This window comes from Humibacter sp. (genome assembly GCF_051954055.1).
Lineage (GTDB): Bacteria > Actinomycetota > Actinomycetes > Actinomycetales > Microbacteriaceae > Humibacter.
Genome location: NZ_JBQCIE010000105.1, coordinates 1 through 18,010 on the forward strand (window position 1 = coordinate 1; position 18,010 = coordinate 18,010).

General features: G+C 60.1%; 16 protein-coding genes. 14 read left to right on the forward strand and 2 right to left on the reverse strand.

Annotated features, from left to right (window positions below):
• The 13 genes from ACTHNC_RS13055 to ACTHNC_RS13115 all read left to right on the forward strand — a co-directional run.
• Window positions 1-560 (forward strand): CpsD/CapB family tyrosine-protein kinase (locus ACTHNC_RS13055; protein ID WP_440295040.1); only part of this gene is annotated, 560 nt, incomplete at its 5' end.
• 20 nt (window positions 561-580) lie between these two features.
• A complete protein-coding gene (locus ACTHNC_RS13060) occupies window positions 581-1,156 on the forward strand; it encodes an arsenate reductase/protein-tyrosine-phosphatase family protein (protein ID WP_440295097.1) in 576 nt (191 codons plus the stop codon).
• 405 nt (window positions 1,157-1,561) lie between these two features.
• Window positions 1,562-2,131 carry a hypothetical protein gene (locus ACTHNC_RS13065; protein ID WP_440295041.1) on the forward strand — a complete coding sequence of 190 codons (570 nt, stop codon included), beginning with the start codon at window positions 1,562-1,564 and terminating at the stop codon, window positions 2,129-2,131.
• A gap of 139 nt (window positions 2,132-2,270) precedes the next feature.
• Window positions 2,271-4,040, forward strand: a complete 1,770-nt coding sequence (locus ACTHNC_RS13070; RefSeq protein ID WP_440295042.1) for a polysaccharide biosynthesis protein — start codon at window positions 2,271-2,273, stop codon at window positions 4,038-4,040.
• Complete coding sequence (locus tag ACTHNC_RS13075; protein ID WP_440295043.1) at window positions 4,037-5,173, forward strand: DegT/DnrJ/EryC1/StrS family aminotransferase; 1,137 nt, start codon at window positions 4,037-4,039, stop codon at window positions 5,171-5,173. Before ACTHNC_RS13070 ends, ACTHNC_RS13075 begins: the two co-directional genes overlap by 4 nt.
• Window positions 5,170-5,811: a sugar transferase gene (locus tag ACTHNC_RS13080; RefSeq protein ID WP_440295044.1), complete on the forward strand. Its 642-nt coding sequence runs from the start codon at window positions 5,170-5,172 to the stop codon at window positions 5,809-5,811. Before ACTHNC_RS13075 ends, ACTHNC_RS13080 begins: the two co-directional genes overlap by 4 nt.
• Window positions 5,808-6,455 carry an acetyltransferase gene (locus ACTHNC_RS13085; RefSeq protein ID WP_440295045.1) on the forward strand — a complete coding sequence of 216 codons (648 nt, stop codon included), beginning with the start codon at window positions 5,808-5,810 and terminating at the stop codon, window positions 6,453-6,455. Before ACTHNC_RS13080 ends, ACTHNC_RS13085 begins: the two co-directional genes overlap by 4 nt.
• Window positions 6,452-8,821 (forward strand): glycosyltransferase, encoded by a 2,370-nt coding sequence (locus tag ACTHNC_RS13090; RefSeq protein ID WP_440295046.1) that lies wholly within the window; start codon window positions 6,452-6,454, stop codon window positions 8,819-8,821. Before ACTHNC_RS13085 ends, ACTHNC_RS13090 begins: the two co-directional genes overlap by 4 nt.
• A gap of 82 nt (window positions 8,822-8,903) precedes the next feature.
• Entirely contained in the window at window positions 8,904-9,866 is a 963-nt protein-coding gene (locus tag ACTHNC_RS13095; protein WP_440295047.1) for an NAD-dependent epimerase/dehydratase family protein, read from the forward strand.
• 8 nt (window positions 9,867-9,874) lie between these two features.
• A complete protein-coding gene (locus tag ACTHNC_RS13100; protein WP_440295048.1) occupies window positions 9,875-10,978 on the forward strand; it encodes a glycosyltransferase in 1,104 nt (367 codons plus the stop codon).
• 110 nt (window positions 10,979-11,088) lie between these two features.
• A complete protein-coding gene (gene wzy / locus ACTHNC_RS13105; protein WP_440295049.1) occupies window positions 11,089-12,360 on the forward strand; it encodes an O-antigen polysaccharide polymerase Wzy in 1,272 nt (423 codons plus the stop codon).
• The gene (locus ACTHNC_RS13110; RefSeq protein ID WP_440295050.1) at window positions 12,360-13,607 is read left to right on the forward strand and encodes a flippase; all 1,248 of its coding nucleotides are present in this window, start codon (window positions 12,360-12,362) and stop codon (window positions 13,605-13,607) included. Before wzy ends, ACTHNC_RS13110 begins: the two co-directional genes overlap by 1 nt.
• Window positions 13,608-13,860: 253 nt before the next feature.
• Window positions 13,861-14,226, forward strand: a complete 366-nt coding sequence (locus tag ACTHNC_RS13115) for an acyltransferase (protein ID WP_440295051.1) — start codon at window positions 13,861-13,863, stop codon at window positions 14,224-14,226.
• 12 nt (window positions 14,227-14,238) lie between these two features.
• Here ACTHNC_RS13115 and ACTHNC_RS13120 read toward each other — a convergent pair whose 3' ends face one another.
• On the reverse strand, window positions 14,239-15,507 hold the full coding sequence (locus ACTHNC_RS13120) for a nucleotide sugar dehydrogenase (RefSeq protein WP_440295052.1): 1,269 nt from the start codon (window positions 15,505-15,507) through the stop codon (window positions 14,239-14,241).
• A gap of 160 nt (window positions 15,508-15,667) precedes the next feature.
• On the opposite strand from ACTHNC_RS13120, the gene ACTHNC_RS13125 reads away from it, so the two are divergent.
• Window positions 15,668-17,482, forward strand: a complete 1,815-nt coding sequence (locus ACTHNC_RS13125; protein WP_440295053.1) for a DUF4012 domain-containing protein — start codon at window positions 15,668-15,670, stop codon at window positions 17,480-17,482.
• A 66-nt stretch (window positions 17,483-17,548) separates the two neighbouring features.
• Here the strand turns inward: ACTHNC_RS13125 and ACTHNC_RS13130 are convergent, their stop codons facing one another.
• Window positions 17,549-18,010, reverse strand: a complete 462-nt coding sequence (locus tag ACTHNC_RS13130) for a GtrA family protein (protein WP_440295054.1) — start codon at window positions 18,008-18,010, stop codon at window positions 17,549-17,551.

An 18,010-nucleotide genomic window follows, 5' to 3' on the forward strand; every position in this document is an offset into this window, starting at 1 on the left:
TGGCCGAGACGGGCGCGAAAGTCGCACTCGTCGACGCAGATCTGCGCTTGCCCAAGATCGCCGAATACATGGGCATCGAGGGTGCGGTCGGTCTCACGGATGTGCTCATCTCCCGCGCAGAGCTCGCCGACGTTATGCAGAAGTGGGGCCGCGGTCAGCTGTATGTCCTGCCGTCGGGGCGCGTTCCCCCGAATCCGAGCGAGCTTCTGGGCTCGCGCTCTATGGCAAAGCTGCTCGAAGCGCTCACCGAGACATTCGACTACGTCTTGCTCGACACCCCGCCGCTGCTCCTGGTCACCGACGCCGCGGTTGTCAGCAAGATGACCGGCGGAGCGATTCTGGCCGTGGCATCCGGTAGGACCAAGAAGAACGAGCTCGCCGGCGCGGTGCGCGCGCTAGAGCACATTGGAAGTCGGCTCGTGGGCATGGTCATCACCATGCTTCCCACGAAGGGACCGGACTCGTACGGCTACGGCCAATATGGCTACGGAGTGGACCACGAGCTGGCCGAGGAAAGCGCCGAAGCGCCCCGACCGTCCCGAAGAGCCGCCCGGGCATGAGTACATTCCGCATTTTGACGGTGTGCACCGGCAACGTCTGCCGTTCTCCGCTGGCCGAGCAGTTGCTTCGCGCCGAACTCGCGGATCTGGAAGTGGAGGTGACCAGCGCCGGCACGGAGGCGTTGGTTGGACGTCCGATGGATGAGCGTGCCGCGCGTTACTCGGAGCAGTTCGGTGCTATCACTTCCACGCACCGGGCACGACAACTGACTGTGGAGCACCTTCGTGACGCCGACCTAGTACTGACGGCTGCTCGCGAGCATCGCCGCAAGGTCGTGGAGACGTTGCCGCGCGCCTCGCAGTTCACCTTCACGATGCGCGAGTTTGCACGGCTGCTCGATACGCTCAACGTCGACGACCTGGCCGAGATCGCGGCAACGAGCGATGCGGCCGAGCGGGCGACCACACTCATCGGCATCTTGGCTTCGAACCGCGGGGTCGCTGAGCCTTTGGAGAACCCCGACGACGATGACATCGTCGACCCCTACCGTCAGAACGACGACGTCTATGCAGAGTCCGCTCACGTCACCGCTGATACCGCACGTTCGATCGCATCCGGAGTTCGTCGTGCTGTGGCGGCGTTCGCCAAGGAGTAACCCGTGGCGAGGCAGGGACGGAGTCGTGTTCCCGGGTTTCCGTCCGGTGCTGGACGGCGCTGGGCGATCGCCGGAATCATAGCGTTCGTCATCGTCGACCTTGTTCTCGTCGGGTGGGCCATGAGTTCGGTGCACGCAACGCAATCGGGCGAGAAAACTCTGCCCTCCCCATCCGCCGCGCACACCACGACTCCTCGCCCCACTCCCAGAGCAACAACCACCCCGCAGGCCGCCGTCCCCAACGCAGTGGCACCCACTCGCGTTCTGGCAGCCCTGGATGACACGGTGGCCTGGCGTGCCACGACGGGAGCGTGCCCGGCCACTCCTGCGACGTTGGAGCACACCAGTGATGGTGGTGCAACGTGGAAGCCATCGGATGCCGCCGGCCCCACAGGGGCGTCGTCCGTGCTCCGCATCACAGTGGCGTCGAGCACGGAGGCAGCGGCCATCACCCTCGACAAGACCAACTGTGCGCCGCAGTACATCCGCACGTACGTCTCCGGTGACAACTGGGCGACGTACTCGGATCAGCTCGGTGGGTCCTGGTACCTCGAGCCCGCGACTCCGACCGCCGTGCACGCCCCGAACGGCGACGTAACGGCTCCGTGCGGTGCGATGGTGGGACTCGCCGCGAAGGATGCCTCGAACGCTGCAGTGCTGTGCGCGGATCACACGGTCTACCGCACTACCAACGCCGGGACGTCGTGGGGCAAGCCGTTGGCTGTGACAGGCGCCGTGGCGCTCACGGCCACGACGAACGGATACGCGACGGCTGCCACCGACATCTCAGGCTGTGCCGGGGTGACCGTGTCGAACTTCGACGGAGCAACCGGCGGAGCGACATCGACAGGATGCTTCGCCACAGCGACGCCGCAGCCAGGCACCGTTGCCATAGCGTCCGGTGGGAGCACGATGTGGCTCTGGGCGGGAGACGCGCTGGTGCGTTCGAGCGACGGGGGCTCGACGTGGCATTAGATCAGAGCCGATCTTCCGGAACCCGCACAGTAGAGGGAACTGTATGAAACACATATTGTTCAGTGACCGCGTACGGGCTGAAACCGCCCGACGCGGGACGTCGTTGCTGAGGCGTTTCGGCTCGCAAGCCGGATTCGACATGCTCGCCTGGGTTGTCGCCGTACTTGTCGCCATCGGACTCCGCTACGAAGGCACAGTCACCGGCGTTTCATGGCTCACGGTGCTCGCGCTCTGTATCGCTCTCGCCGTCGTGCAGCTCGTCGCCGGTGCAGCCTTCTGGCTTTATCGGGGGCGCTATACCTACGGCAGCTTCGAAGAAGTGCGAGCACTTCTCTACACCGTGATCGCCGTCGCCGTGATCTGCGGAGTTCCCCTCGCGATCGTCGGTAGGGAAGTAGGACTCGCCCGCAGTATCGTCTTCGGTGCGCTCCCGTTCGCCTTCGTGATCATGGGTGCAGTGCGCTACATCAAGCGTCTCTACGTGGAGCGACTCGGGCGTCCTGGTGGCGACGCCAAGCCCGCGCTCATCTACGGCGCCGGTGAGATGGGCGCGAGCCTCGTCCGCAGGATGCTCGCCGACAAGTACTCACCATTCGTTCCGGTTGGTCTGATCGACGACAATGCCGCAGTAAGGGCGCGCCAGTTGCGCGGCATACGTGTACTTGGCACAGGGGACGAGCTGGAGGCCATCGCGCGCCGAAGCGGCGCCGAAACCCTCATCGTCGCGATCGCTCGAGCCGATGCCCAATTCTTGCGATCTGTCGCAGACAAGGCAGCCGTTGCCGGACTCGAAGTCAAGGTTCTTCCCACCCTCGACGAGGTCTTGATGGGAGAACGCTCACCGGCAGAGGTTCGCGATCTCGCCATTGAAGACCTCATAGGCCGTCATCCGGTTGATACCGACATCGCGTCGATCGCCGGTTACATCAGCAACAAACGAGTACTCGTCACGGGAGCCGGCGGCTCGATCGGCTCTGAGCTGTGTCGTCAGATTTCCCGATTCGGGCCGCGCGAGCTGATCATGCTCGACAGGGACGAGACGGGACTCCAGACGACTCAACTGAGCATCTCCGGGCACGGATTGCTGAACACGCGAGACGTCGTTCTGGCCGACATCCGTGACCCGGAAGCCCTTGCAGACATCTTCGAACAACGTAGCCCACAGGTGGTTTTCCACGCTGCCGCGCTCAAGCATCTTCCGATGCTGGCCCAGTATCCGGATGAGGCATGGAAGACCAACGTACGTGGCACTCTCAATGTGCTGCAGGCAGCCATGGATGCTGGCACGGAGGTGTTCGTCAATATCTCGACCGACAAGGCGGCCAATCCCTCCAGCGTGCTGGGGCATTCAAAGCGGGTCGGGGAGAAGTTGACCGCATGGGCTGCGGAGGCATCGGGAATGAGATATCTCTCGGTGAGATTCGGCAACGTGATCGGCAGCCGGGGGTCCATGCTCCCTACCTTTCAACGACTCATCGAGGCCGGCGGTCCGCTCACGATCACCCATCCAGACGTCACCCGCTTCTTCATGACGATTCCGGAAGCTTGCCAATTGGTCGTACAAGCGGGAGGCATAGGTGAGCCGGGCGAAGTGCTCATCCTCGATATGGGCGAGCCCGTGCGCATCCTCGACATTGCTCGACGGATGATCGCGGCGAGCGGCAAGGACATTCAGATCGTGTTTACCGGACTCCGCGAAGGAGAGAAGCTGCACGAGGAACTGATCGGCCTGGGTGAGAGCGACTCCCGGCCCAAGCATCCCAAGATCTCGCACACCAGGATCAACCCGATGTCGCCAGACGTTCTGGACTACACGGGTTGGGAGCGCAGACTTCGAACGAATGGCGCTGACACCGCAATACTGTCTCGTCTTGAGGTTTCTCAGAGCACGGGTGGAGCGAGCAGGTGAGCGGCCGCATTCTGATGTCGTCGCCTGACGTCGGTGAGCTCGAGGAGAGCTACATCATCAAGGCATTCCGCTCCGGCTGGATCGCGCCATTGGGCCCCGACGTTGACGCGTTCGAAGCCGAGCTGGCCGAACGCGTCGGCGTGGGCCATGCCGCTGCTCTGAGCTCGGGAACTGCGGCGCTGCACCTCGGCCTACTGTGCTTGGGCGTGCAACCCGGAGACGTCGTTGTCACTTCCACGATGACGTTCGCGGCGACCGCGAACGCTATCGTTTACGCGGGGTGTACTCCGTATTTTGTCGACTGCGAGATCGAGACCGGCAACATGGAGCCTGCACTGCTTGAGCAAGCTCTCCGCGAGCTTGATTCAGCAGGTCGGCGCGTGGGCGCCATCGTGCCGGTGGACCTACTGGGAAAGACGGTCGATTACGAACGCATCTGCGACATCGCGGCGCAGTTTGGTGTTCCCGTGCTGGCTGACGCTGCGGAATCGCTGGGTGCAACGCACCATGGCAGGCCCGCAGGGTCATTCGGGGCGGCATCGGCGATTTCCTTCAACGGCAACAAGATCATGACGACTTCCGGCGGCGGGATGCTGCTGACGAACGACGAAGCGCTTGCAACGCGGGTGCGTTATCTCGCCACCCAGGCGCGGCAGCCGGCGGTGCATTATGAGCATACGGAGATCGGCTACAACTACCGAATGAGCAATTTGCTCGCAGCACTAGGGCGGGCACAGCTCACTCGCCTTGACGCGATGATGGCGAGACGGCGTGCCGTACGGGACGCGTATCGTGCTCTTTTCAATGAAGTGCCCGGTGTGGAGATCTTCGGTGGCGCGCACGACGAAGAAGACAACTGCTGGCTAACCGCGCTGATTGTGGATCCGGGCAGCGCTGGCTGGAGCACCTTGGAACTCAGCGACGCACTTTCGACGGCGAACATCGAGAGCAGACCGCTGTGGAAGCCGATGCATCTCCAGCGGGTGTTCGCTTCGGCGCCAGCAATAATCACCGGCAATGCGGAAGACCTGTTCCACCGGGGCCTCACGCTTCCCAGCGGATCTGCTCTGAGCAGTGACGACATCGAGCGAGTCGTCAACATCCTTGACGCGTTTGTGTCCGCGCGAGCATGATCGCGGCCCCAGCTTCGCGTCCCTACGACATTTTGAAGCGCCTGCTCGACGTGCTCGGCGCCAGCTTGGCGTTTGTGGTTTCTCTTCCTGTGCAGGCGGCTGTTGCCGTACTTGTTGCCGCAGAGTTGGGAAGGCCCGTGCTGTTTCGGCAGACGCGTCCCGGCAAGGGCGGCCGGCCCTTCACCTTGTTCAAGTTCCGCACAATGAAGCAGCCAGACTCGGCGCGGGGCCTTGTAACCGATGCTGAGCGGCTCACAAGGCTCGGTGCTCTGTTGCGTTCGACCAGCCTCGACGAATTGCCTACTCTGCTCAACGTGCTAAAGGGCGACATGAGCATGGTTGGACCAAGGCCGTTGCTGTTGGCCTACCTGGCGAGGTACACATCGGAGCAGGCGCGACGCCATGAGGTCCGCCCTGGAATTACGGGGCTCGCACAGGTAAATGGACGGAACGCGATCGAGTGGGATTACAAGCTCGCCTTGGATGTTCAATATGTAGATAACCGTAGTTTTCGACTGGACGCTTTCATTCTTTGGCGAACCATTCTGCAGGTGCTGCGACGTGACGGTATCTCCGCGCCTGACCACGTCACTGCCCCGGAATTCCGAGGCAAGTCGGATGGCGAGGATTGCGCGTGACCAAGAAGATCGTTGTCGTCGGAGGGGGCGGATTCGGTCGCGAAACAATCGATGTGATCGAAGCCATAAATGATGCGGACGGCTCATCGAACTTTCGACTGCTCGGAGTGGTAGACGATGCACCAACAGCGGCGGGAATGGAGAGGCTCGAGACCCGGGGAATCCGATGGCTTGGAACAATCGATCAATGGTTAGCGATGGCCGCGGATGAGGAACACGTGATAGCAATCGGAAATCCAGTTGTTCGTGCGCAGATTGATCAACGCCTTGAGGACGCATCGCGAATCTCTGTTGCTAGCCTTGTGCATCCTGCTGCCGTAGTGGGATCTCGTTCTATTCTCGGCCCCGGCACCGTGGTCTGTGCGGGGTCGCAAATCTCGACGAATGTCACGACTGGACGGCATGTACATGTGAACCCCAACGCGACGATAGGGCACGACACAGTGCTGGGCGATCACGTATCGATCAATCCAGGCGCTGTCGTCTCCGGTGAGGTGGTCGTCGATAGGGAGTGCCTAATCGGGGCGGGCGCTGTAATTCTGCAAGGTTTGACTGTTCAATCTCGAGCTGTCGTTGGCGCCGCCGCTTGTGTCACGCGAAACGTCCCAGCTGGTGCGATCGTAAAGGGAGTTCCGGCGCGGTGAAAAGAATCGGAATTGCAGTAAAGACGACCGAGGGGGGTCGTTGGATCCTTCCTCAGATACGCGAGGCGCGCAATCGCGGCCTCGACGTGATCGTCCTGTTGCCGAAGGGCGATGGGCGACTCGCACGAATGGTCACCGAACTCGCGGCTAGCGATCCTGGCGTGACGCTCGAGCGGGCTCAGGTAGAGTTCACCGTTCCCGGCTGGCGGGCGATTCGCGAGATCCTCGCGCTCCGTAAAAGGATCCTCGATCTTAAGCTTGATGCGGTCCTCTATCACTTGTACGCCACGGCGCTAATGTTCCGATTCGCAACTCTCGGTACGCGCCTCAGACGTGTCCACATGGTTGCGGGCCCGCTCTATCTTGAATCGAAGAAGATTCGTATTGTCGAACGCATTCTAGCCCGGCTGGACACGATCGTCATTTGCGGGAGCAGGTACACGTACAACCTGTATCGGTCAATCGGCATTCCCGAGCGGCGGCTCCGTATTGTGCCGTACGGAGTCGACATCGATGAATTTTGCCCTCCGACGCCGGAGGAGAAGTTGAGTGCACGTGCGGCACTTGACTACAAAGCGAATGAGTTTGTCGCGGTAATGGTGGCGTATGTCTACGCTCCCAAAAACTTGGTGTTTGCGGGTCGCGGCATTAAGGGGCATGAGGACGTTCTCGCCGCGTGGCGCATGTTTAGTGCACAGCACCCAGATGCTCGGCTTCTTCTCGTGGGCGGGGGGTTCGGCCCGGAGGGGGAGCGATATCGGCAGACGCTGATTGACGCGGTGCCCGGCGGGCTTCATGCTCACCACATCCGATGGTTGGATTCGGTTGACGATGTTCGTATTGCGTATGCGGCAGCAGACATCAGCGTGAGCCCATCCCTCTCTGATAACCACGGCGCAGCCCTCGAAGCCTCGGCGATGGGTGTTCCCTGCGTGGTGAGTGGCGCAGGTGCACTCCCTGAGGCGATCGATCGGAACGCGGGCTGGGTGCATCGTGCTGGCTCCGTCTCGTCGCTGCTCGCGGCGCTTGAGAGTGCCTATGAAGCCGGAAGTAATCGACAACTCGAAGACCTAGGGCGTCAAGCGCGAAAGTACATGACGGCCAAATACTCGCAGGCGCAGGGCGCCATACGCGTCATCGACATCGTTACAGACACAGAACGGCAGGAGCCCGGGGACGCACGGGACCCGAAGCAGATCCGACCAGAGACGGTCACCATGTTCTCGGAGGCGCGTATCGCTCGAAACTCGCTCGGGCACTATGTGACGCACGACAGCATGATGGCTGAGGACAAGTGGGAGCGAGCTCTCGTCGGTCTCCCGGGAATGCGCCTAGCTGCGCGGGTTGAAGATAGAGGCGATGCATCGGGCAGCAGAATCCACGGGGATATAGTCCCGTTGCCATATTACGTCGGGTTCGCTCGAATGATTCTTGCCCTTCCGCGGTTGATTCGGACAATTGGTCGCTCCGTGGAAACATCTCGCGTCGTGTGTGCGAAGTTGCCTGGAGTGATCGGGATGATCGCAATCTTCTGCGCGAACCGTCGCGGTGTTGTAGTCGTGGCCGAAGTGGTTGGTGACATCTCTGAAGTGTTGTCAACTGGAGCCGCAGGTCGGTTGGCGCGGCACTTCGCACCTGTGGCTCGTTTGATGACGCAAATAGCTGTCCGTCGGGCCAGTGTAGTCCGCTACGTCACACGGCAAGTGCTTCAGCAAAGATATCCTGCAAGGGCCGATGCCCACGCCATCTCATACACGGATGTCGTCATCGATAACGAAATTGTGCAGCGTTCCCCTAATCAGATCGAGCGGGGACTGATTGTCGCCGTTGGGTCGCAAGAACAATTGTATAAGGGACACGACGATCTTATTAGGGCTCTCCCAATACTTGCTCGGGCGCACGACGAGGTCCACCTTGAACTAATCGGTGACGGAAGATACCAGGCCCATTTGAAATCAATGGCAGCCGAGTTGGGTGTTGGAGAAAGAGTGGCATTTACCGGTTACGTATCCGATCGAATGGAATTGAACAGTCGCTTAGACCGCGCCCATGTTTTCGCCTTGCCTTCCAAGACTGAAGGGCTGCCCCGTGCTCTGATAGAGGCAATGTCGCGAGGTCTTCCTTGTGTTGCATCAAGAGTCGGTGGGGTTCCGGAGCTCCTTGACAATTCAGTTACGTTCCCGGCCGGTGACGTTGAATCGCTCGTAGCGACCACTAGTCGACTCCTGGGTGACGCTGGGTACTGTAAAAAACAGGCGGATCGGAATGCGGCAGTGGCCAGCCGGTATTCGAGAAGCAACATGGAACAAGCTCGCAAAACGTGGAGGGAAGCGGTAGTGGCCCTCTTGGACATTGACCGGGTTTAGGCGTTGGCGTCAGGTCTTTACGCGAGAGAAGTTCAGACCTCCCGGAGCAGAGAAACCCTCACGAAACGAAAGGACAGCCGCCATGCGGATCCTAATTACCGGAGGAGCTGGCTTCATCGGCTCGAACCTCGTTCGGCAACTGAACCGAAGCGAGCCGGACTGGGAGATTCTGGTTCTTGATGATTTGTCGACCGGGCGGCTATCCAATCTGGATGGAACCAAATGCGCCTTCGTTGAGGGCTCGATTCTCGACCCAGCCGTAGTTGACAGCTTGACTGACGGGGTTGATTCGGTCGTTCACCTTGCCGCCATTGGCAGTGTTCCCAGGTCAGTTGCAGCACCACGACCCACACACGAGGCAAATGCAACTGGCACCCTGAATGTCCTGGAGGCGGCCCGCGTCGCAGGAGTGTCGCAAGTGATAGTGGCGTCGTCTAGCTCCGTATACGGCAGCAACCCGTCGCTGCCGAAGTCAGAATTGGACTGGACGCGCCCGATGAGCCCATATGGCGTCAGCAAGCACGCGACAGAGGGATACACGATCGCGTACAACTTCTCATACGGCATGAACAATCTCGCACTACGCTTTTTCAATGTTTTCGGACCACGACAGGCTGCAGACCACGACTACGCCGCTGTCATTCCGCGATTCGTGGACGCCGCTCTAAGCGGGGACGTTCTGACGATCCACGGCGACGGGTTGCAGTCTCGGGACTTTACGTACGTCGAAACCGTGTGCGGTGCTATTCACCTGGCGTTGGTGGAGAAAATTGGGTCCAATCACCCGGTGAACCTGGCATTTGGCACGAACACAACCCTTCTCGAGCTCGTGTCTGAACTCGAGAATATTCTCGGATTCAAGCTGCATGCGCAGCACGTTAGCTCGCGCACTGGTGATGTCCGAGCGTCGCAATCCGACGGCGTCCGCATCCGGGAACTATTCCCAACATTGCGGCCGACTCCGCTTCGACAAGGCCTCGTTGCTACCGTCGATTGGTTCAAGTCGCAGTCGAGCAACAAAGTTGAGCAAGCGACGAAACATTGAGCGACTATATGGACGCATCGGTGACGCCGACAGAGCATAGCGGTGTTCTGCACGTGTTCAACCGCATGGAAATTGGTGGCGCCGAGCTCCGATCCGTCGAGGTCGTGTCGAAGGTTGGTCTACGGTTCGACTTCGCTTCTGTGTCGGGACAGCGCGGCAGGTTGGACGAAAAGCTGCGAAGTGAAGGGCACAATGTACATGTCCTTCGCCTTTCAATGCGTACCATTTTTCAGTATATCCAATTAATGCGCGCCGGGCGGTATCGGGTAGTACATTCCAATATTGGGCTAGCCTCGGGGCCCATCGTTCTGTTGGCTTGGCTTGCGGGGTGCCCAAAGCGCATCGCGCATTTTCAGAGCGACGCGGTGGGTGGTGGGAAGTCGTTAAAGAAGTCGTGCTTCTTATTGGCATCGCGACTTTTGATCATCCTCTTCGCGACAGATATCATAGGAGTTTCACCGGGTAGCCTGACCTTAGGCTGGAGACGAGCCTGGCACCGTGATCGTCGCTGCCAGGTCGTCCCGAACGGATTCGATACTTCGGTTCTTCGCAAACTGGCGGAAATTGGAAAATCCGAGCGCGCTGAAACGGCAGAATTCGTCGTCGTGAATGTCGGACGACCAGACCCAGTCAAGAATCGAGGACGTGCTCTTCGCATCTGGACTGCGCTGCAGGAAAGGACCTCTTCAAGCCTACTGCTGGTTGGAGCGTTGAACGCAGCGGACCTCGCGGCGGCGCAGGATAAGTCGACGAGGGCGGGCGCCCGGATCGAGATGACGGGCGATACGGATCGAGTTGCGTTCTACCTTGGTGCTGCTGACGTCCTCTTGATGACGTCGACACGCGAGGGATTGCCAGGTGTTGTTCTCGAGGCGCTTGCCGTGGGGCTCCCGGTAGTTGCAACGACCTTGCCCGGAACTGAATGGATTCGCTCGCAGCTCGAAGGAATAGAGCTGTGCTCGCTGGAAGAGCCCGACGACCAGTGGATCGCAGCGTTAGTACGTGCAGCGACTTTCGACCGCAGGGACATAATGGCCCGGTTCGATCGAAGCGAATTCACGATGCAGCACGCCGTCGACGCGTTCACGCGCCTTTGGGGCCTTACCAAATGAATCCCGTCCGCTATGGAACTCTAGTAAGGAGTCGGGCGCAGGTCCAACTATTAATCTGGCCAATAGTGATCTTCGTTCTTGCTGTACAACTCGGATTCGGAAGAGCGCAAATGCCGCTGGTGCTCACCGAGAGCATCATCCTGGTGGTCGCCGGCGAGTACAGCATTACTCGGATCCTTCGCAACGGGTTCTGGTCCCCGGGCTCACTCTTTTTCATCGTGCTTTCACTGTTTCATGCCGGGTTGGTTTTGTTTTGGATGTTCGGTCTGGACCCGGGCTTCGCGCGTCCTGACGACTATATTTGGTACCTCGGCGACTCGGGCACACAGGCACTCGTCCTGGTTCTCATAGGGATGGCTTCATTCGTAGCAGGATGCGTACTGCTGGTTTCGATACGGCCGTCCTCTGCCATCGAGGAAAGCAGATTCGTGCCGGAGGGTCGCGCGGCCCACTATTCATCGGCCGGAGCTGTTCTGACCATCGTGGGCGTCGTGACATGGGCGATAGCCGGGTTGCAGGTTGGTGGCGTAGCGATCTTCTTTGACTCATATGCCAACTGGCTCGCGGCTACGAGTGCGAGCAGCACAATTCCGTTGGCGTATGCCGCAATTGGACTGGGAATCGGACTCACGCTTGTAGCGCCAGCTCGTCGACTTGCGCGATTGGCGCTGATTTGCTTTGGTATATTCGCTGTTGTTGCGTTTCTGCTTGGGCTTCGGGGCGAAGTGCTCTTTCCAATTGCGGTCGGGGCCTCTGTACTTGCTTTCCGTCGTCGAATGCCCCGTGCGCTGGTAGCCTTGAGTGCGGTCGTGGTCGTTCTAATCCTGATCAGTGCTGTTCGTGTCATCCGACAGATCGGCGTGAGTTCAGGCTCGTTCGATTGGAATGCGGCGGATCCTCTCTCTGCGGTGGGCGAAATGGGCCAAACGATTCGTGTGGTGGCTGTCGTGATGCAATGGCATGTTCAGGGCGAGGCGTTTGAGCATGGCGCGACATACACCGTAAGCTTCGCAAGATTTTTCGAGCAGCTGTTTGATCCTCAAAATCGGCCCCCTGCAGCGACTGACTTCCGCCTGATGAATTCGGAGATCATGGCGAGAAGCGGCGCGATCGGCGGCTCCGTGATCGCCGAAGCATTTCACAATTTTGCTGTGCCGGGTGTGATCGTAGTGTTGCTACTTATCGGAGTAATCTTCGCGTCCTTTTCAAATATGACACTTACTCCTACTCGGGTCGCCGTGTATGTGTGCGTCGCCTACCCGCTGTTCGGGCACATTAGGAACTCCTTCGTCCCGGTTATCCCAACCATGCTTTTCGGTTTCCTGGTTCTGCTCATCACAAGGGTTGCCGGAGATATTTTCACCAAGCGAAGGCGGCTCTAATGTTCCGCCGCATCATGCGCGGGCGCGTGTTCGGCACCGCAGGATGGACGATCCTGTCCGTCGCTGTGTCTGCCGTGACCGGGATATTCACGGCGCGGTCCCTGGGGCCCGCCGAACGCGGGTCTCTTGCACTTGTCGTGTCGATCGCCGGCATCTGTGCCTTGGTCGGGGCGTTAGGAACTAATGTCGCTGTACGTCGTCATCTTCCGCAGCGTCAGTCAGTGAACCGGGCCGGATACTACCGAGCGACGATTCTTCTAGTAGGGCCCCTCGGAATCGTGTTATTGGCCGTCGTGTATGCAGTCGCGGCGTATATCGACCCAGATTTTGGCAAACCGGCCGTCGGAATAGCGTTCGCTGGATACGGTATCGCGTACTACTTTTCAAACCAGGCGCTTGATCTTCTCAATGCTCTTGGCCAAGTCCGCACGTCGGCCATGGTGAACGCGATCGGTACGCTACTGTGCTTCGGAATGGTTGTGGCCGTGGCGCTTTTTAAACCGAGCTTGGCTTTGATGGTATGGGCGTACACGTTGTCTGTAGTGGGTCAAGTCGTCATTTCGGCCCTGATCGTGCGACGGGTGACTGATAGGGAACGTTCCAGGCCCCGCGGTGTGCGGATCCTCATTCGAGATGGAAGCCGGCTTCTGGGATTCAACGTTGGACAAAGCATTGTCTATCAAGGCGACACCGTCATGCTCGGTGCGCTGTCGACTCGTTTCGAAGTCGGGGTTTATGCAGTGGCTGTAACACCAGCGGCCGTGTTGCGGATACCGGCGACCGCGCTCGGTCAAGTGTTGTTTCATGACGTGGCGTCGGGGGTTGCGACGAGGCGGACAGTAGCGAAGAGGCTTAGCGTCCTATTCGCGGTGCTCGTGCCAACCGCCCTTGTCATCTGGGTGCTGGCGGGATGGCTCATCGCACTCGTTTATGGCCCCGAGTATGCGTCTGCCGTCGAGCCATTCCGCATCCTTCTAATTGCTGAAATCCTATTAAGTCCATTTATCGTGGTTGGGCGGACACTTGCTGGTGTCGGAAAAACGTGGGGTGCGAGCACTTGTGGGCTAACGGGAGTCGTGCTCCTGTTCGCTGCCTGCTTCGTGTTCGTTCCTACTTTTGGTGCTATTGGTGCGGCAGTGGCGAGCGCAGTTGCTTATGGAGCGATGTCCGCGCTGGCCGTGATTCTATTCTTCAGGTCTCCTACCGTCGCGACACGTGTGGTGGTTCCTAACGTTGGGGCGGATTAGTACCCGGTGCAAAGGGCCGCTGGCCACTTTCGCGTGCAAGAATTGTGATGCTAACCTAGTCGACATGCGTAATAGTGTCGCTCGCATCACTCGCGGCGTCTTCTTTTTCGGGCGCCAGGTCGCGTCGGAATGTCGAAAAGCGTCGCTCCTCGTTCGGTACCCAGGGCTGACCCTATCTGGTCGAGTGTTTTTGGGAAGCAATTGCGATATACAGGTCGGACGCAATTCTCGCCTGCTTATAAGCAATTGCTACGTGTCTCGCGGCGTGACGCTTGTAGCTGGGGCAAACGCCTGCCTCCAAGTTGATGCCGATTTCATTGGTAAGAACTGTACGATTGTCGCGCGCGAATCGATCGCGATAGGGGAAGGGTCGAAGTTGGCAGAGAACGTGGTTGTTCGCGATGGAAATCACGACCATTCCGTGCCCCTGCAGGCGATGAAGTTTACGCAAGCTCCTATTGTCATCGGCCGCGATGTATGGATCGGTGCCTCGTCAGTAGTGCTCAGTGGCGTCAGCGTGGGTGACGGCGCGACCATTGCGGCTGGAGCGGTTGTAACCAAGCCGGTACCGACCGGCTGCACGGTAGCTGGAGTGCCCGCGCGCGAACTACTTCGGTGACGTCGTCTCTGTTTAGAGCTTGTAGACGTTCGCTCCGCTAATCGCGTTCTTGGTATCTAGCACGGGGATCTTCGACTTCCCCAATACGCTCAGGGGTAGATCGTCGTGATCCGTGAGGAGCACTCCCACATCGGCACGGTGCAGCGTTTGGGCGGTCAGATCCACCTTCTCGACACCAGCCGGCCACCTGGTTGCCTCCACATGCGCATCAGTGGCCATAAGCGTCGCCCCGTAGTCAAGGAGTAGCTCGATCAGACGAAGGGAAGGCGCCTCTCGTATGTCGCCTGTGTTCTTCTTGTACGCGAGACCCGCAATGTACACTGTCGATCCGTTCAGCGCCCGCCCAGTCCGATTGAGAATGGCCATTAACTGCTGGGCCACGTAGTCGGGCATGTGATCGTTTATGTCGTTCGCTAGTTCGACAAAACGGAAGCTCTGGCCGAGCCTGCGACGGACCTGCCACGACAAGTAGCTTGGATCGACGGGTAGGCAGTGGCCGCCCACACCAGGACCCGGCGTGAACCGCATGTAGCCGAACGGCTTCGTGCTCGCGGCATCGATGGCCTCCCACACGTTGACGCCGAGTTGATGCGCAAAGATGGCAAGCTCGTTGACGAGCGCAATGTTGACATGCCGGAAGGTGTTTTCGAGGAGCTTTGTGAGCTCCGCTTCCTTGGGCGTGCTGACCGGTACCGTTCGCTCGACCAAGGAGTCGTAGAACGCTTGCACGTGGCCAAGAGAGACCGGGTTGACACCGGATACGACCTTCGGAGTCTGGACGAAGCCCCACTTCTTGTTTCCGGGATCGATTCGTTCCGGACTGTACCCGACGAAAAAGTCCTCACCGGCGTGCAGCCCTGACCCTTGCTCCAAGATCGGTACCAGGAGTTCCTCCGTGGTCCCGGGATACGTCGTGGACTCGAGAACTACGGTCGCTCCGGGCGTGATTCGCGGAGCGAGGGATGCCGCCGAACTCTCGATGAAGCTGAGATCCGGAAGGCTCTCACGGAGAGGGGTGGGAACTGTGATGACCGCGACATCGAAGTGAGCGGTGTCCAGATAGGACGTTGTCGGCAGATATCGCTGACTCTCGAGCGCCGAGCGGAGTACCTCGTTTGAAATGTCGTCCACGTAGGACTCCGCAGCGGCAAGTTTTGCAATTCTGGTTGCGTCGAGGTCGATTCCCACCACGTGCGAGCCAACCTCGACCGCGCGCATCGCGACTGGTAGGCCGACATACCCCTGGCCGACGACCACGACCTTCTGAGTTGCAGTGGGCATGCATATCTCGCTATCTGTCACCGACTAAAGGTGCGTGTGCCCGGTGGATCGCTGCGCACCAACCGACTAGACCGTAGCAGAGCGGCCGTTCGCTCCCCGTGCGCAACGGCAGCGACGAAGCTGTCAGAGTTCGCGAACGTCCCTCTGCTTGAATAACCGCATGTCCGACGACGAGCCTTTGACCCGCCGTTCGATCCACCGTAAGAGGCGCAGACCGCTCTTGCGCAGCGCGCGACTGTGGGTTCCCGTAGGGTGCGTCGTCGTCCTTCTGGGGCTTGGCGTACTCGCATTGCGAGTCGGCTCGCATGCGCTTGCCGCGAAGAGTGACCTGCAAGCGGCGTTCCCGCTTGCGAGTCAAGCCGAACGCCAGATGCTCGCGGGCGACAATGCCGGCGCGGCGCTCTCTGCGCAGCAAGTGAGCGAAAAGACTGCTGCCGCTCGCAATGAGACCAGCGGACCCCTGTGGCATAGCTTGGAGTGGATTCCCGTGGTCGGGCACAACCTGGCTGCAGTCCGAACGCTTGCCGACACGACCGATAGCTTGGCGCGGAACGCGCTCGCTCCCGCCGCACAGATCAACCTGGATGCATTCAAGCCCGTGGATGGTCGCATAAACACCCAGGCCATCCGCTCTCTGGTGGGCACCGTCGGCAGAGCGAAGGAATCGGTCGACTCTGCCCATGCCGACGTCTCCCGGATCGATCGAAGCGGACTGGTGGGGCCAGTCAACTCAGCCGTCAGCTCCCTCGACACGCAACTCGTCAAGGCGCAGAGCGTAGTCGACACACTCGACCCCATCGTGCGCATCCTCCCGGGCGCGCTGGGAGCCGACGGGCCTCGCCACTACCTCATGCTTTTTCAGGGCAACTCTGAAGTGCGAGCGCTGGGCGGCAACCCCGCAGCAATGGCCTTGCTCTCGGTGAGCGACGGGCACATTGAGATCACGAAGCAAGCAAGCAGCAGCAATTTTCAGAACGCTCGCTCGACATCCGTCGCTCCTCTGCCTGCCGAGGTCGCGAAGATCTACTCGCCCATCGTCGGGGAGTGGATTCCGAACATCACCTCCACTCCGGACTTCCCACTCACCGTTCAACTCGCGACCGCTTATTGGGCGGAGTTCGACGGCACTCACCTCGACGGTGTGATCTCGTTCGACCCCGTCGCGTTGAGCTATCTTCTGGCCGCCACAGGCCCCGTGTCCTTGGAAACGGGGCAGACACTGACGGCGCAGAATGCCGTCCCGCTGCTCCTGAACCAGGTGTATTCGATCTATCCGAAGCCCGACGACCAGAACATCTTCTTCGCCGAGGCCGCGGCATCCGTCTTCTCCGTACTCACTTCCGGCAAAGGGAGCCCCGCGGCGATGTTCGCTGCGCTGGAACGCGCCACCAAGGAAGGTCGTCTGCTCCTGTGGAGCAGCGACCCGAACGAAGAGAAGATCTTCGCCGCATCGCGTATCGGCGGTGTACTTCCGACGTCCAACGCGAAGCAAACGGTGATCGGCAGCTACTTCAACGACGTGACCGGTTCGAAGATGGATTATTTCGTCAAGGCGAAGGTTGCGGGCACCTCAAATCAGTGCACGTCCAAGGCTCCGACCTTCAACCAGACAGTGACGCTCTCGAACATCGTCACCCCGGCCCAAGTACCGTCCTTGCCCGCCTACGTGACCGGTCCCTATTACACGCCCGGCGACATCGGCACCGACGTGGTGGTGTACGGGCCAGTCGGTTCGACGCTTTCCTCGTGGAAGGCCGACGGCGTGCCGGCTGAAGCGCGAGCGCAGGGGGAGATCGGCGGCAGGCCCGTCTTGCGGCTGTGGGTCGGGCTCTCGCCGCAGCAGAGCGTCACCCTCAGCTATACGTTCAAGGGAGCTTCCGGCACCTACGGACCCCTGGAGGAACAGACCACTCCGATGGTGTGGGACACCCCGGCAACGGTGAGAATGCCTGGCTGCTCGACGACCAAGAAGTAGCCTCCTCGTTCTCTGTGACCGCTTCCTCAGTACTCACCGACAGTCACGGCTCACCGACAGTCGCGCTTACGATGCAGGCGTGCCCCGCAGCGAAGAGGTAGGTCGGGCCTCTTTGCGCCCCGGGAACACGATCCAGTGGTAGAGCGCGAAGCGCACGATCACGACAATGCCGATGCTCACAATGTTCACCGCGTTGACGACGAGACCGCCCCGGCCGAATATCGAGTCGCCCGCCCACACGATCACGGCGCCCAGCACCGTGCAGACGCCGTTGACGAGCAGGAAGAGCACGGCCTCGCGCAGTCGTCCGTGCCGGCCGCGGTTGCGGAACGCCCATTCCCGGTTTCCGAAGTACGCGTTGATCAGCGCGATCAACGACGAAGCGATCTTCGCCCACACGGGGCTCCAACCCAAGACCAGAAAGAAGAGGTTGAAGAGGCCGATCTCGATCACCGTGCTCAGCGCGCCGATGATCAAGAAGCGCGCGCTGAGCCCCGCCGCCCGGCGGAGACGTTCTGACGTGATCAT

Excerpts from the sequence above, each read along its gene's own strand:
- ACTHNC_RS13070 (WP_440295042.1), top strand. The coding sequence starts at position 2,271 with ATGCTCGCCTGGGTTGTCGCCGTACTTGTCGCCATCGGACTCCGCTAC.
- ACTHNC_RS13080 (WP_440295044.1), top strand. The coding sequence starts at position 5,170 with ATGATCGCGGCCCCAGCTTCGCGTCCCTACGACATTTTGAAGCGCCTG.
- ACTHNC_RS13095 (WP_440295047.1), top strand. The coding sequence starts at position 8,904 with ATGCGGATCCTAATTACCGGAGGAGCTGGCTTCATCGGCTCGAACCTC.
- ACTHNC_RS13100 (WP_440295048.1), top strand. The coding sequence starts at position 9,875 with ATGGACGCATCGGTGACGCCGACAGAGCATAGCGGTGTTCTGCACGTG.
- wzy (WP_440295049.1), top strand. The coding sequence starts at position 11,089 with ATGCCGCTGGTGCTCACCGAGAGCATCATCCTGGTGGTCGCCGGCGAG.
- ACTHNC_RS13110 (WP_440295050.1), top strand. The coding sequence starts at position 12,360 with ATGTTCCGCCGCATCATGCGCGGGCGCGTGTTCGGCACCGCAGGATGG.
- ACTHNC_RS13120 (WP_440295052.1), bottom strand. The coding sequence starts at position 15,507 with ATGCCCACTGCAACTCAGAAGGTCGTGGTCGTCGGCCAGGGGTATGTC.
- ACTHNC_RS13125 (WP_440295053.1), top strand. The coding sequence starts at position 15,668 with ATGTCCGACGACGAGCCTTTGACCCGCCGTTCGATCCACCGTAAGAGG.
- ACTHNC_RS13130 (WP_440295054.1), bottom strand. The coding sequence starts at position 18,010 with ATGATCACGTCAGAACGTCTCCGCCGGGCGGCGGGGCTCAGCGCGCGC.